The following is a 13,281-nucleotide window of genomic DNA, read 5'->3' as shown; positions in this document are numbered from 1 at the left end:
TCGGGGTCGCGCCGGGTCAGGCGAGGGGCAGGGACTTCAGCAGGCCGAGACACCGCCGGAGCTGGTCGAGGGCGACGAACTCGTCCGGCGTGTGCGCCTCGGTGATGAAGCCGGGACCGCACACGACCGTGGGGACACCCGCGTGCTCCCAGATCAGGCCCGCCTCGGTGCCGAACGGCACGTACTGCGGCTCGCCGTCCGTACCGAATGCCTTGCGGACGAAGGTGACGAAGTCGTGCTCGGGGTCGATGGCGAACGACGGGGTGTCGGAGAGCTGTTCGGCGACGACGTCGGTGTACGGCGCCTTGGCGCGCATCGCGTCGAGCAGTTCACCCGTGGCGTGGCCGCGGAGTTGTTCCGCGATGCCGTCGCAGTCGTGGCCGGGAACGTTCCTGATCTCCAGCTCGACCACGCACTTCTCGGGGACGATGTTGGGCTTGACCCCGCCGTCGATCCGGCCGACGTTGATCCAGGAGTGGTCGATCTCGAAGCGGTCGTCGCTCGGCCCGGTGCTCCTGAAGCCCTCGTTGAGGGTCTGGGCGTGGCCGGCCAGCGCGGCGGCGGTCGTGACGGGGTTCGGCTCCCGCGGGGCCAGTGCCGCGTGCTTGGGGCGGCCGGTGAAGGTGAAGCGGTGGTTCTGCTTGCCCTTGTGGCCGACCACGACCTCCAGGCCGGTCGGCTCGCCGACGATGCAGCCGCTGACCCGCCCCCGCCAGGTGCGCAGTTCCTCGACGAGGTGCCGGGCGCCGACGCAGCCGATCTCCTCCTCGTAGGTGAGCATGAGGGTGACGGGGGTGGTGAGCCGGGCGAGGTCGGCGGTGGAGAGGATGGCCAGGCAGCAGGCGATGAAGCCCTTCATGTCGGCGGTGCCCCGGCCGGTCACCCGGTCCTCGGTGGTGCGCAGGGTGAAGGGGTCGCCGGACCATTCCTGGCCGTCCACGGGCACCACGTCGGTGTGACCCGACCAGACGATGCCGCGGTCCCGGCCGCCGCCGGGTCCGGCCGTGGCCACCAGGTTCGCCTTGGTGCGGTCCTCGTTCCAGTGCAGCTCACTGGTGATGCCGTTGCCGTCCAGCAACCCCCGCACGTAAGTGATGAGTTCGAGGTTCGACTTGTGGCTCGTGGTGTCGAAGGCCACCAGCCGCTCGAGGATGCCGAGCATGTGGGTGAAGAGTTCGCTGTCGGAACACCGTACGGGGATACCTGAAGGCATGGGGGGCTCGCTGACGGGTCGGGGCGGTCGGTCGGAGGGGCGAGGGCCCGGACTCCGGGGAGTCGCGGGCGCTCGCGGAGTGCCGGCTCCCGGCTGGGAGTGCCGGGGCGGACCTCAGTCCGCCGACGTGGGCGACAGGCGGCTGTGGCCGGTCTCCGGGTTCGAGGGCGTCACGGGCTGGCCGTGCGTGGTGAGCCGGAGCAGCCGTCGTACGTGCCGCTCGTCGAGGTCCTTGGTGGTGGCGGAGTGCAGGACGCAGCGGTTGTCCCACACGACCACGTCCAGCGGGTTCCACCGGTGGCGGTAGACGAAGGGCTCGCTCGTGATGTGAGCGATCAGCTCCTCGATGAGCGCGGTGCTCTCCGCCTCCGGCATCCCGTCGATCGCGATGACGCTGCCGATGACACGCGGCTGGAGGAAGAGGGTCTCGCGCCCGGTGTCCGGGTGCCGGCGCACCAGCGGGTGGGTGATCTCCGGCGTCTGCCGGCGCTCCTCGGGGCCGATGTACTTCCAGCGCGCCCACGGGTCCTCGCGGTCGGGCGACCAGCGGTACTGGTGGCGTACGCGGAGGGTGCGCAGGTGCTCCTTGCGCTCCTCGGGGAGCGCGGCGAAGGCGGCCTCCGCGTCGGCGAAGAGGGTGTCGCCGCCGCTCTCGGGTATCTCCAGGCCGTGCAGCATGGTGGCGCTGCCGGGGACGAGCTTGTAGGAGTAGTCCGAGTGCCACCCCTGCCCGGAGGTCTTCATCTCCTTGTTGCGGCCGGGCTCGTTCTGGTTGGAGAGGTAGGTGAGCGTCGGTTCCTCGGGGTGTCGGAGCTTGACCACGTGATGTTCTTCCGGGCGGCCGAAGATCGTGCCGAACCGGGCGAAGGTGCTGGGCGTGATGTCCTGGGAGCGGAAGACCAGGACCTTGTGGGCGAGGTAGGTCTCGAAGATCTCGCGGCCCTTGTCCTCGATCACCTGGTCGGTGAGGGGAAGCCCCTTCACCTCGGCGGCGAAGGTACCGGCGAGACGGTCGGCGTAGACCCCGGAGTCAGTGGTCACTTCTGTCCTTCCAGTGCATTGCGGTCAAGGGAGGCGCGCGCCCCGGCGGTGTCGCCGCCGAGTTCCTTGCGGAAGAAGACGCGGTGCGCGTGTTCGTTCTTCTCGGAGTGGGTGAGGACGTATCCGAGGGCCCGGTAGAAGGCGACGTTGTCGGTCATCTCGGCCCGGGTCCACAGCCGGACCCCGTCCCGGCCCGAGGAGCGGGCCATGTCCTCGACGAGGGTGACGAGCCGCTTGCCGATCCCCTGGCCCTGGAGGTCCGGCCGTACGGCCAGGTTGCGCAGGATTAGCCAGGGGCCGTCGGGCTCCACCGTCACCATGCCGAGGATGCGGTCGGCCACGTGGGCCACATGGGTGCGCCCGGCGGCGGCGACCCGGTCGTAGTCGAGCAGGATGGGGGCGGGCGGTTCGTCGACCACGTCGAGGTACTTGCCGTAGGCCCCCCGTGCGATCTCCGCCAGCTGCCCGCTGTCGGCCGCCTGTGCCCGGCGTACGGTCAGCGGGGCCGCGCTCTGTGCCATGTCCACCGCCCTGGTTCCTTCCGAAGCGGACGTGCCTGGTGCATCGGTGTCCCGCGCGGTCAGGCGATGGTGCGGGCTTCGCGGCTGCCGTCGAAGTACGAGCTCGCGTAGACCTGCTCGCCGTCGACGGAGGCGACCTTCTCGTTGAAGTCGCTGCCGACGTCGTAGTTGAAGGTGATGCGCGGGTAGGCGAGCGCCTCCACGCGGGACTTGTCGTAGCGCGCGTCGACCGAGGAGAAGCGCAGGGCGTAGGCGAGGCGGGAGGGGATCGGGCCCTCGCCGAGGCGCACGCTGCGGTGCAGGACGTACTTGTCGAAGATGAGCGCGTCGCCGGGCTCGAAGGAGTCCTCCACCGCCACGTGGTCCAGGAGGTCCGTCATCTGCGGGGAGTTGACCAGGGTGTTCTTCAGGACGCTGAAGTCGTCGTACGTCAGCTCCTCGCCCGCGTCGATCCGGGCCTTCATGTAGCCCGGCAGCAGGTTGATGTGCTGGTACACGAACTCGCCGGAGAGCAGGTTCTTGGGCACGTACTTCATGCCGCCGCGCTGGCCGTCGGCGTCGATGGTGCACAGCGGCGTCCAGATGGTGAAGCCGGCGTCCTCCCGGCGCTGGAAGCCGAAGCTCTGGGTGCCCACGTGCCACGGGAAGCCGGTGCTCTTGTTCTTCTCCAGCTCGAAGCCGAGGCCCTGGGTGAAGAAGACCGGCTGCTCGACGAGCTTCTTCATCGCGGCACCGAACGTCGCGTCTCCCATGGCGGCGAGGATGGTGGCGTCGTCGTTGCCGATGTCGTACTTCAGCTTGCTGAAGCCGGACCCGTAGTTGTCGGCGGGCGGGGCTATCTCCGAGCTGCTGAGCTTCCTCATGTGCTCGACGAAGTCCGGCGAGAAGATGTTCCGGAGCTTGAGGAATCCGGTGTCCCGGAAGCTGGTGACATCCTCGTCACTGATGACGAAATCAGAGTTGATCATGTCCGTCTCCCCATGTGATGTGCTCGATTCCTGGGCCGAGGTCAGACTGCGCACACTTCACCGGAACTGGCCGTGCGGTTTGTCAGTGGGCAGACGTTTTCCTATCGAGACGACACGGGCGGGCACGATCGGCGGTGACAACCCCACGGACTTCTTCGTTCATGGGGGAACCACAGGAAAGTGGTTCATTCCGCGACCCGCTCCTGTCGTTGGCCGCAAATAAATGATCACAGGTGAACATGGCCGAGTTCAACGGCTCGCGATACAGGGTTCGTCATCACTCCGCAGATAACCGACCGGTAACGTCAGGGTTGTTCAGAGAAGGTCAGAGAAGGTCAGAGAATTGTCAAGATCGCTGATCGGAGCGTCGTCCCGGCGGGTACTGCAACGCCGCCCAGGGCCTCGGGAAAACAAAAAAGCCGGGGCCGAGGAGCTGATGCTCCTCGGCCCCGGCACATCGGCTGCCCGGCGCGACCGGCCTCATGTAGGGGCGAATTCCCCTCCCGCCGGCAGGGAGTTCTCGATCAGTCCGGTACCGCCCTCGGGAACGGCGCCGGTACGCAGCCGGGGGATGATCCCGGGAGAGGCGAGACCGGGCAGCACGAGCCGCCACAGCGCCGAGACGCGCGCGGGCAGATCCTCGCGGTTGCTGTAGACCTGGGACATCACCTGCAGGCCGGTGAACGCGCCGACGATGGTCGCCGCGACCTCGGCCGCATCCGTGCCCGGCAGCAGTTCACCCTGCCGGCACGCCTGTTCCAGCAGCTCCTGGATCACGGTGATCGACTGGATGTACGGGGTACGGGCGGGGGGTGCGAAGGCCGATTGCTCGATGGCCAGCCGCACGCTGGCGCGCAGGATCGGGTCCCGCTGGAGCCGCTGGGCGAACTTCAGGGTGAGGTCGATGACCGCCTGGAGCCTCACCTCCTGGTGAGGCACCACGAGTGCCTCACTGTGGGCCTCCACGAGCGCCACGGCGATCGCTTCCTTGGAGGGGAAATGGTGATAAAGGGCGCCCCTGGTGAGTCCGGCCCTGGCGAGAATCTCGTTCGTGCTCGCCGCGTCATAGCCGCGTTCGCCGAACACATCCGCTGCGGCTTCCAGGATCGAACGCCTCGATCTGATACCACGCTCCTGTGTAGCCATCCCACCCACTATGCCTATAGTCAAAAACCAAGCAGACCGGCCTGCACTATATGCGGTCGACCGAGCGCCGACCAGGTCCACCAGGGGGCAATTCCCTAGGGATGACCGAGACGGAAGCCGATCCCGCGCACCGTCACTATCCAGCTACTGGACCCCAGTTTGCCTCTGATACTGCTGACATGGGTGTCTATGGTGCGCCCTCGGTGCGACCAGTCGTCGTCCCACACCTCACTCATCAATTGGCGCCGGGAAAGGGTCACATCGGGCTGGGAAACAAGCTGGTACAGCAGATCGAATTCCTTCGGGGTCAGATCCACCAGCCGCCCCTCCAGAAGCAGCTGGCGCTTGGCGGAGTCCAGATGGAGCGGCCCGTACGTGACGACCGGCCCCACCGGCCGGCGGCGGCGCGCCCTGCGCAGGACGGCCTCCATCCGCGCCATCAGCTCCCGCAGCCCGAACGGCTTGACCACGTAGTCGTCGGAGCCGGCCTGCAACCCCAGCACGCAGTCGAGTTCGGAACTGCGCGCGGTCACGGTGATGATCGGCACGTCGTTGGCGGCCCGGATCCTCCGGCACACCTCCAGACCGTCCAGATCGGGCAGATCGAGGTCGAGGAGGATCAGATCGACGCCCTGGTACTCGCGCAGCGCGGCCGCGCCGGTGGACACGCTCTCGGCCGGATAGCCGTGCCGCCGCAGCTCCTGCACCAGGCTTTCGGCGGCGCCCTGCTCGCTCTCCACGACCAGTACCTGCGCCCCCCTGCCGTCCCCCTCGCCCCGGTCGATCCCGGTCCGGGAAGGGGGCGTCGTGTCGACCTCGGCGGTGAACTTGGTGCAGAGCTGCTTCCCGTGTAATCCCCCGCAGCCCACGACCTGCTGGCTCATCTGGCCCCTCCTTGAGCACGCTCCCGCACCCCTACGCCGCTCACTGCCGGAGACAGTAAAAGACTGGCCTGTCGGTTTGTCAACGAGTTACCGACACGCTGTGACGAAGCCACAGTCGGGGCAGATGTGACGAACCGAACCAGCAAACGGTGTTTAAGCGGGACCATTCGAGCCTTCGGGACGCAGCGGAGGGTAAACCCTCGCCCACTGACGATTACGACCAGGCGGCGTTCCAGACAACGGAAGCAGACAGCTTGGACTGTTTCTGAAGAATCCTTACCCGAAGAACAGATCGATCTACCTTCATGTGGTCCTCCACACGTTCCGTCGAGTGGAGGAACGGTGCGGATCTCGCCACCTCCCTGAACCGTGGATTCGTCCACGGTCCGGGCCCAATGGCCGCGCGCCCACGCGCTGTTCACGGAGACGGGAAGCCTGCTCGTCCACGCCGCGCTCCTCACCCCCGGCCCCTCGCGCTCCCCTCTCCCCCGAAGCACACTGTTGCGCACAGGAGTTGGCGGGGAGGGGGACGTATGCGGGACGGGCATCGGGAAGCGGCCGAGCGGCTCGTGGTGCGGGCGGTGGAGGAGGAGGTGCGGCGGTCGGGCGGGCGGGCCGACGGGCAGCTGCTGCTCACGCGGGCGCGTGCCGCGCTGGACGTGATGGCGGGGGCGGCGGCGGAGGAGTACGCCGCGTACACCCGCGCGCTCGACGAGTCCGAGGCGGACCGGCTCAGCTTCGGCCGGCGCTACGCCCGCGAGGGGGCGGGCACCCCGCTACTGGTGGCCGCCGTCGCGGCGGTCGCCGCGGCCGTCGCCGACCTGTCGCTCGGCACCGGTGCGGGCACCGCGCTCGGCGCGGGCGTCGTCGTGGGTGTCGCCGGGGCCGCCGCCACGGTGGTGAAGGTGGCCGGTACGCATCTGCCCGCCGCCCACCACCGCAAGGGCGCGGCGAGCCAGCCCGGCGGCCCCGAGCAGTTGCGGCTGCAGTGGCTCACCGCGCTGGAGGTGCGCGGCATCCGCCCCTTCCTGGACCAGCAGCGGATACTCGCCGCCTCCACCGCGCCGGGCAGGAGGACCGGCCCGGCACTGCGCGGCGCGGACAAGAGCGCGGCGGCCCGGCGCCGGACCGTGCTGGAGCAGTCCTTCGGCCAACTCCCCGAGCCGGCGGACCTGTTCGCGGGCCGCACGGAGGAGCTGGCGCGGATCGGACAGTGGACGCGGGCCGCCCGCGCGGAATCGGAGACCCGGCCGACGGTCGTCGTCCTGCACGGTGAGCCGGGCTCGGGCCGCACCACGCTCGCCGTACGGGCGGCGCACGAGCTGCGGGACCACTTCCGGGGCGCGGTCGTCGTCGACCTGCGCGGGGACGGCCGCGAGACCCGTCCGCTGCCCACCCGCGACGCCCTGCTGCACCTGCTGAACCGGCTCGGCGCGCCCCGCGAGCAGTTGCTGTTCCGCGAGCACTCCTCCACCGAGCAGCAGGTCAAACGGCTCGGCGAGCTGTACCACCAGCACCTGGCCGGGCTGCCGGTCACCATCGTGCTGGACGACGTCTCCGACCCGGCACAGGTGCGCGCGCTGATCCCGGAGCGCTCCGACAGCCTGGTCCTGGTCACCTCCCGCACCCCGCTGGAGCTGGCCGCGGACCTGCCCGCCTGGGTGCACCACCTGCCCGTCGAGGCGCTGGACGCGGCCGGTGCCCAGGAGCTGCTGACCGCCTCCGCCCAGAACTCCGACCACCCCCACGACGCCGAATCCACCGCCCGGATCGCCGAGTTGTGCGGCGGGCTGCCGCTGGCCCTGCGCTGCGCGGGCTCGGCGCTCGGAGCCCGCTCGGCGAGCGGGCTGGCGGCGGACCTCGCCGCGTACGGTCCCGTCGGGCCGGTGGAGCGCGCGCTGTGGCTGCGCTACTCCGACCAGCCCGACCCCGCCCGCCGGCTGCTGCGCCGGCTCGCGCTGGCCGGCCGGGCCTCGCTGGGCGTGGCGGCGGCCGCCGCGCTGCTGGGCACCGGCGAGGAGGAGGCGGGGCGGCACCTGGCCGCGCTGGCCCGCGCCGGACTGCTGGACCATGTGCGCGGCGACCGGTACCGGTTGCACCACCTGGTCCGCGCCTTCGCCGGGGCACGGCTGCTGGACGAGGAGGAGCAGGCCGAGCGCACGGCGGCGCAGGAACGGCTGATCGTCAACTACGCCGAGCTGGCCGACTCGGTGCTCCGCCTGGTCGACGGCAACATGTCGACGCGGTCGGACCGGTTCGGTTCGCACGGCTTCGTCTCGCTGGAGGAGGCGCTGCGCTGGCTGGACGACGAGACCAGCTTCATCACGGCCACCCTGCGCCAGGCCGAGGGCGTGGACCAGGGCGCGGTGCTGAACCTGCTGGGCGCGCTGTGCGACTACTGCCTGCTGCGCGGTGACCTGTACCGGCTCGGGGAGATCAACGAGCTGGCGCAGGCCGTGGACGAGGGGCTGCTGGTGCGCTCGGTGCAGTGGCGTACCGGTATCGCGGCCCGGCAGCTCGGTGAGCTGGACAAGGCGCGCACCACGCTGGCCTCGGTGGTGGACCTGTACCGGGAGGCGCACCACGACGCGGGCGCCGCCCGTGCCCTGTGCTCGCTCGGCATCACCCTGCACCACCAGGGCAACCTGACCGAGGCCGCGGCCAAGCTGCAGGAGGCGCTGGACCTCCAGGCGCCCCCGCAGCTCGCCACCGACCGCGCCTGGACCATGCACGCGCTGGCCGCCGTGCAGCGCGACCGGGCCCGCCTGCCGGAGGCACTGGACCTGCTGAAGCGCTCGCTGGTGCTGCACCGGGCGGGCGGCTCGGTGCACGGCGAGGCGTGGGCCCACTACCAGCTCGGCCAGCTCGCCCTGTGCCTGGGCGACGTACCCCGCGCGGAGGACGAGCTGCGGGCCGCGCTGGAGCGGTACGGGCGCACCCGCGACGCGCGCGGCGAGGCCTGGGCGCTGACCCAGCTCGCGCGGGCCCGGCTGGTCGACGGGGACGCGGCGCCCGCCGTGGAAAGGCTGCGCCAGGCGGCCGTCAGGCACCGGGACAACGAGGACGCGCGCGGCGAGGCGTGGACGCTGTACCACCTGGGGCAGGCGCTGGAGGAGACCGGCGACCTGGACCGGGCGGTGCGGGAGCTGGAGCGCTCGCGCACGATGTTCTCCCGGATGCGGGACGTGTACGGGCTGGCCTGCGCCCGGCACCACTCGGCCCGGGTGACCCGCGACCAGCGGGCCGCGCAGACCGGCTCGCTGCGCAACTCCGGGTTCGCCCGCCAGTTGCTGGTCGACGCCCGCGCCGACTTCCAGCGGGTCGGGGTGCCCCACGGCGAGGCGTGGACCTGCCTGGAGCTGGCGGTGGTGGACGCGGGCAACGAGCGCACCGGGCAGGCGCTGGCCCTGTGCGACGAGGCGCTCACCCTGTTCACCGCCTACGGCGACCGGCGCGGTGAGGACTGGGCGCGGTTCCTGCGCTGCACCCTGCTGCCGTACGCGGCGCCGGGCGGCACCGAGGTGGGCACGGCGGTCGCGCAGGAGGAGCTGGCCCGCCTGGTCCGCGCCACGCATCCCGCGCGCGACGAGCGGCTCACCGACTGCGCACCTGCGTACGCCCTGCTGCTGGAGCGGGGCGTGAGCCTGGAGTCGGGCTGGCAGGCGTGGCGGCTGCGCATGACCCCGGACCGGCACGCCCGCGATGTGCTGGGGGTGCCGGTGCCGGACAAGGGGTGAGCCAGGCACCGGCGGGGCGCGGCCGGAGTTCCGGTCGCGCCCGTCGGTGGGTTCCGCCCGGCGGGGTCAGCCCTGCCGGGACTCGGTCTTCGTGGCGGAGGTCTCGCCCTCGGCGGGCGCCTCCTTGAAGTCGACCTTGCCCATGTGCTTGCTCATGGACTTCATCAGCCCCCAGACGGCCAGGGCCATCACCGCGAACACGATGAAGCCGAGGACACCGGGGGTGACCTTGTTCTCGTCGATCTCCTTGGCGAGAGGGACGAGATGCGTCACTGCGAGGCTCACGCTTGCGCTCATGTCAGGCATTGTCCCGGATGCCCGCGAAGAGGTCGTCCTCGGGGAGGGAGGTGTCCACGAGGGACTTCGCCAGCTCGTATTCCTCGGTGGGCCAGACCTTCTTCTGCAGCTCCATCGGGACCTTGAACCAGCCGCCGTCGGGGTCGATCTGGGTGGCGTGCGCGATCAGCGCCTTGTCCCGGATCTCGAAGAAGTCCGCGCACGGCACGTGCGTGGTCAGCGTGCGCTCGACCCGCTCGAACTCCTTCCAGCGCTTGAGCCAGTCCGCGTACGGCGACTCCAGCCCGCTGTCCAGCATCGCCTGGTGCAGGGCCTCGGTGCGGGGGCGGTTGAAGCCCTGGTTGTAGTAGAGCTTCTGCGGCTGGTAGGCGGGACCGAACTCCGCCTCCGGGTACTTCTCGGTGTCCGCCGCGCCCTCGAACGCCACCATCGAGATCTTGTGGGTCATGATGTGGTCGGGGTGCGGGTAGCCGCCGTTCTCGTCGTAGGTGGTGATCACCTGCGGGCGGAACGCGCGGATCTTGCGGACCAGCTCGCCGGCCGCCTTGCCGACGTCCTCCAGCGCGAAGCAGCCCTCGGGCAGCGGGGGCAGCGGGTCGCCCTCGGGCAGACCGGAGTCGACGAAGCCGAGCCACTCCTGCTTGACCCCGAGGATCTCGCGGGCCTCGTCCATCTCCTTCTTGCGCACCTCGTGGATGTGCTCCTCGATGTACGCGTCGCCCTGGAGCTTGGGGTTGAGGATGGAACCGCGCTCTCCACCGGTGCAGGTCACCACCAGCACGTCCACCCCGTCGGACACGTACTTCGCCATGGTGGCCGCGCCCTTGCTCGACTCGTCGTCGGGGTGCGCGTGGACGGCCATCAGTCGCAGCTGGTCAGTCAAGACTCGTTCCTTGTTGGTCGGCGCCCCGCGGTCGGTGGGGCAGTCAACGGGTGCCGTGCCTGAGGCACGTCGTCCATGGGGCGGCGGTCGGAGGGCGGGCGGCAGGCTTCTATAGTGACCGAATCGGGGGGCGAATAATTCCGCGGAGAGGACGATCATGGCTACGGCGAGCACGCGGCTGCCCGAGGGCCGCTACGGCCGCTCCTCGGACGAGCGTGCCGACCACCGCCTCAAGATCCTCGGCGCGGTGCTGGGCGCGGCCCTGCTCGCGCTGGTCGGCTACTTCGCCTACCACTACGTCGCCAAGAACGAGATCAGCGCCCAGGTCATCACCTTCCAGGCCACCGACCACGCGGTCCGGGTGCACCTGGAGGTCCACCGGGACGCCGGCGTCGACGGCTACTGCACGCTGCGCTCCCAGTCGGCCGACGGGGCCGAGGTCGGCCGGGCCGACTTCCGCTTCTCCGGGCCGGACACGCGGGTCGACCGGGTCGTCACGCTGCGTACGACCGCCAAGGGCGGCACCGCCGAACTGCTGGGCTGCCACGCGGGCTGAGGTCTCACCCGGAACGCGTACGGCGTGACCTGCTCCGATGCGATTCTGATGGCTTATGTCCTCCCCCTTTCGCCCCTGAATTGTTAGGCTCGTGGTTTCGCCCATCCAAGAGAGAACATGCTTCTGGGTAGGGCGATGCTTTGTATCCCCAGTACCGACGAGGAGCACCCTGTGACCCAGACCAGCGAGAACGTCACCTGGCTGACCCAGGAGGCGTACAACAAGCTCAAGGACGAGCTTGAGTACCTTACTGGTCCTGCGCGCACGGAGATCGCGGCCAAGATCGCGGCTGCGCGCGAGGAGGGCGACCTGCGCGAGAACGGCGGGTACCACGCGGCCAAGGAGGAGCAGGGCAAGCAGGAGCTGCGCGTGCGCCAGCTCACCCAGCTCCTGGAGAACGCCCAGGTGGGCGAGGCCCCTGTCTCCACCGACGGGACCGTTGCTCCGGGCATGGTCGTCACGATCGCCTTCGACGGCGACGAGGACGACACGATGACCTTCCTGCTCGCCTCTCGCGAGTACGCCAGTTCCGACGTCGAGACGTACTCGCCGCAGTCCCCGCTCGGCTCGGGCGTGATCGGCCACAAGGTCGGCGAGGACGCGGAGTACGAGCTGCCGAACGGCAAGAAGGCCACGGTGAAGATCCTCAAGGCCGAGCCGTACTCGGGCTGACCCCGGCTTCTTCTCCCGACCGGCCCCCGGTGCCCTCGCGGCACCGGGGGCCTCAGTCGATGATCACGTACCCCGACTCCCGCAGCGCGGTGGTCACTTCGGCGCGGTGGGCGGGGCCCTGGGTCTCCAGGTGCAGTTCCACCTCCGCCTCGCTGAGGCCGAGGCGCGGGTCGGTGCGGATGTGGCTGACGTCGAGCACGTTGGCGTCGGCGGCCGAGAGCACGCCGAGCAGGGTCGCGAGGGCGCCGGGGCGGTCGGTGAGCCGCAGCCGGACCGCGAGGTAGCGCCCCTGCGCGGCCATGCCGTGCCGCAGCACCCGCTGGAGCAGCACCGGATCGACATTGCCGCCGGACAGCACCGCGACCACCGGCCCCGAGAAGCCGCCGGGGTCGGCCAGCAGCGCGGCGACCGGGCTGGCGCCCGCCGGTTCCACCACCAGCTTGGCCCGCTCCAGGCACAGCAGCAGCGCGGCCGAGAGCTGGTCCTCGCTGACCGTGCGCACCTCGTCGACCAGCTCCTCCACGAGCCCGAACGGCACCGGGCCGGGCGTACCGACCTTGATCCCGTCGGCCATCGTCGTCGGGCTGCCCACGGTCACCGGATACCCGGCGGCCAGTGAGGGCGGGTAGGCGGCGGCGCCCTCGGCCTGCACCCCGATGATCCGCACGTCGGGCCGTACCGACTTCACCGCCACGGCGATCCCGGCCGCGAGCCCCCCACCGCCCATGCCGACGACGATCGTGCCGACCTCCGGGCACTGCTCCAGGATCTCCAGCCCGACCGTGCCCTGGCCCGCGATGATGTCGGGGTGGTCGAAGGGGTGGATGAACACCGCGCCCGTCCTGGCCGCGTACTCCTCGGCCGCCGCGAGCGCCTCGTCCACGACCTGGCCGTGCAGGCGCACCTGGGCGCCGTACTCGCGCGTGGCGCTCACCTTGGGCAGCGGGGCGCCCTGCGGCATGAAGACGGTGGAGTCCACGCCCAGCAGGGAGGAGGCGAGCGCGACGCCCTGGGCGTGGTTCCCGGCGCTGGCGGCGACCACTCCGGCGGCCCGCTCCTCCGGCAGCAGCCCGGCGATGCGCACGTAGGCGCCGCGGAGCTTGAACGAGCCCGTCCGCTGGAGGTTCTCGCACTTCAGGTGCACCGGCGCGCCCACCGTGCGGGAGAGGTGCCTGCTGCTCTCCAGGGCGGTCGTGCGGGCCACCCCCGAGAGCATCTTCTGTGCTCCGCGCACGTCGTCGAGGGTCACGGAGCGCAAGGGGTGGGCCGTGCGGTAGCTCATGCCCCAAGTCTCGCAGTCCGGGCGCGCGTGCGGCGCCCGCCCCCGCGCCCGCGCGCACCGGTTTCCCCAGCCCCCGTACGG

General features: G+C 70.6%; 12 protein-coding genes. 3 read left to right on the top strand and 9 right to left on the bottom strand.

All coding sequences use genetic code 11. From position 1 onward, the window contains the following. Window positions 1-16 precede the first annotated feature (16 nt). From argE to EV284_RS08190, 6 genes are all read right to left on the bottom strand, one after another. Window positions 17-1,213: an acetylornithine deacetylase gene (gene argE / locus EV284_RS08215; protein WP_130331832.1), complete on the bottom strand. Its 1,197-nt coding sequence runs from the start codon at window positions 1,211-1,213 to the stop codon at window positions 17-19. 114 nt (window positions 1,214-1,327) lie between these two features. Next, window positions 1,328-2,254, bottom strand: coding sequence for a TauD/TfdA family dioxygenase (locus EV284_RS08210; RefSeq protein WP_130331830.1), 927 nt, complete (start codon window positions 2,252-2,254; stop codon window positions 1,328-1,330). Continuing rightward, the gene (locus EV284_RS08205) at window positions 2,251-2,775 is read right to left on the bottom strand and encodes a GNAT family N-acetyltransferase (protein WP_130331828.1); all 525 of its coding nucleotides are present in this window, start codon (window positions 2,773-2,775) and stop codon (window positions 2,251-2,253) included. Before EV284_RS08205 ends, EV284_RS08210 begins: the two co-directional genes overlap by 4 nt. A gap of 59 nt (window positions 2,776-2,834) precedes the next feature. Beyond that, on the bottom strand, window positions 2,835-3,743 hold the full coding sequence (locus tag EV284_RS08200; protein WP_130331826.1) for a hypothetical protein: 909 nt from the start codon (window positions 3,741-3,743) through the stop codon (window positions 2,835-2,837). 480 nt (window positions 3,744-4,223) lie between these two features. Further along, complete coding sequence (locus tag EV284_RS08195) at window positions 4,224-4,889, bottom strand: ScbR family autoregulator-binding transcription factor (RefSeq protein ID WP_130331824.1); 666 nt, start codon at window positions 4,887-4,889, stop codon at window positions 4,224-4,226. A gap of 95 nt (window positions 4,890-4,984) precedes the next feature. Beyond that, complete coding sequence (locus EV284_RS08190) at window positions 4,985-5,773, bottom strand: response regulator transcription factor (RefSeq protein ID WP_130331822.1); 789 nt, start codon at window positions 5,771-5,773, stop codon at window positions 4,985-4,987. Window positions 5,774-6,306: 533 nt separating this feature from the next. On the opposite strand from EV284_RS08190, the gene EV284_RS08185 reads away from it, so the two are divergent. Then, window positions 6,307-9,510, top strand: a complete 3,204-nt coding sequence (locus EV284_RS08185) for a tetratricopeptide repeat protein (RefSeq protein ID WP_130331820.1) — start codon at window positions 6,307-6,309, stop codon at window positions 9,508-9,510. Between the two features lie 66 nt (window positions 9,511-9,576). Here the strand turns inward: EV284_RS08185 and EV284_RS08180 are convergent, their stop codons facing one another. Together EV284_RS08180 and mca are read right to left on the bottom strand one after the other, a co-directional pair. After that, window positions 9,577-9,816, bottom strand: a complete 240-nt coding sequence (locus EV284_RS08180; protein WP_078873247.1) for a hypothetical protein — start codon at window positions 9,814-9,816, stop codon at window positions 9,577-9,579. Next, entirely contained in the window at window positions 9,809-10,669 is an 861-nt protein-coding gene (gene mca / locus EV284_RS08175; protein ID WP_207229004.1) for a mycothiol conjugate amidase Mca, read from the bottom strand. The genes EV284_RS08180 and mca overlap by 8 nt, the downstream gene beginning before the upstream one ends. A gap of 178 nt (window positions 10,670-10,847) precedes the next feature. On the opposite strand from mca, the gene EV284_RS08170 reads away from it, so the two are divergent. Together EV284_RS08170 and greA are read left to right on the top strand one after the other, a co-directional pair. Continuing rightward, the gene (locus EV284_RS08170) at window positions 10,848-11,246 is read left to right on the top strand and encodes a DUF4307 domain-containing protein (RefSeq protein WP_130331816.1); all 399 of its coding nucleotides are present in this window, start codon (window positions 10,848-10,850) and stop codon (window positions 11,244-11,246) included. A 171-nt stretch (window positions 11,247-11,417) separates the two neighbouring features. Continuing rightward, window positions 11,418-11,918, top strand: a complete 501-nt coding sequence (gene greA / locus EV284_RS08165; RefSeq protein ID WP_130331814.1) for a transcription elongation factor GreA — start codon at window positions 11,418-11,420, stop codon at window positions 11,916-11,918. Window positions 11,919-11,970: 52 nt separating this feature from the next. Here greA and ilvA read toward each other — a convergent pair whose 3' ends face one another. Next, window positions 11,971-13,200, bottom strand: a complete 1,230-nt coding sequence (ilvA, locus tag EV284_RS08160; RefSeq protein ID WP_130331812.1) for a threonine ammonia-lyase — start codon at window positions 13,198-13,200, stop codon at window positions 11,971-11,973. Window positions 13,201-13,281: the final 81 nt, after the last annotated feature.

The organism is Streptomyces sp. BK022 (assembly GCF_004217355.1).
In the GTDB taxonomy this organism is placed as follows: Bacteria; Actinomycetota; Actinomycetes; order Streptomycetales; family Streptomycetaceae; genus Streptomyces; species Streptomyces griseoluteus.
The sequence above is the reverse complement of the archived record's forward strand: the minus strand, read 5'-3'. Positions and strand labels throughout refer to the sequence as shown.

Bases quoted from the DNA above. Each gene is read 5' to 3' on its own strand.
- EV284_RS08170 (WP_130331816.1), top strand. From the start codon at position 10,848: ATGGCTACGGCGAGCACGCGGCTGCCCGAGGGCCGCTACGGCCGCTCC.
- EV284_RS08180 (WP_078873247.1), bottom strand. From the start codon at position 9,816: ATGCCTGACATGAGCGCAAGCGTGAGCCTCGCAGTGACGCATCTCGTC.
- EV284_RS08205 (WP_130331828.1), bottom strand. From the start codon at position 2,775: ATGGCACAGAGCGCGGCCCCGCTGACCGTACGCCGGGCACAGGCGGCC.
- EV284_RS08185 (WP_130331820.1), top strand. From the start codon at position 6,307: ATGCGGGACGGGCATCGGGAAGCGGCCGAGCGGCTCGTGGTGCGGGCG.
- EV284_RS08200 (WP_130331826.1), bottom strand. From the start codon at position 3,743: ATGATCAACTCTGATTTCGTCATCAGTGACGAGGATGTCACCAGCTTC.
- argE (WP_130331832.1), bottom strand. From the start codon at position 1,213: ATGCCTTCAGGTATCCCCGTACGGTGTTCCGACAGCGAACTCTTCACC.
- EV284_RS08195 (WP_130331824.1), bottom strand. From the start codon at position 4,889: ATGGCTACACAGGAGCGTGGTATCAGATCGAGGCGTTCGATCCTGGAA.
- EV284_RS08190 (WP_130331822.1), bottom strand. From the start codon at position 5,773: ATGAGCCAGCAGGTCGTGGGCTGCGGGGGATTACACGGGAAGCAGCTC.
- mca (WP_207229004.1), bottom strand. From the start codon at position 10,669: ATGGCCGTCCACGCGCACCCCGACGACGAGTCGAGCAAGGGCGCGGCC.
- ilvA (WP_130331812.1), bottom strand. From the start codon at position 13,200: ATGAGCTACCGCACGGCCCACCCCTTGCGCTCCGTGACCCTCGACGAC.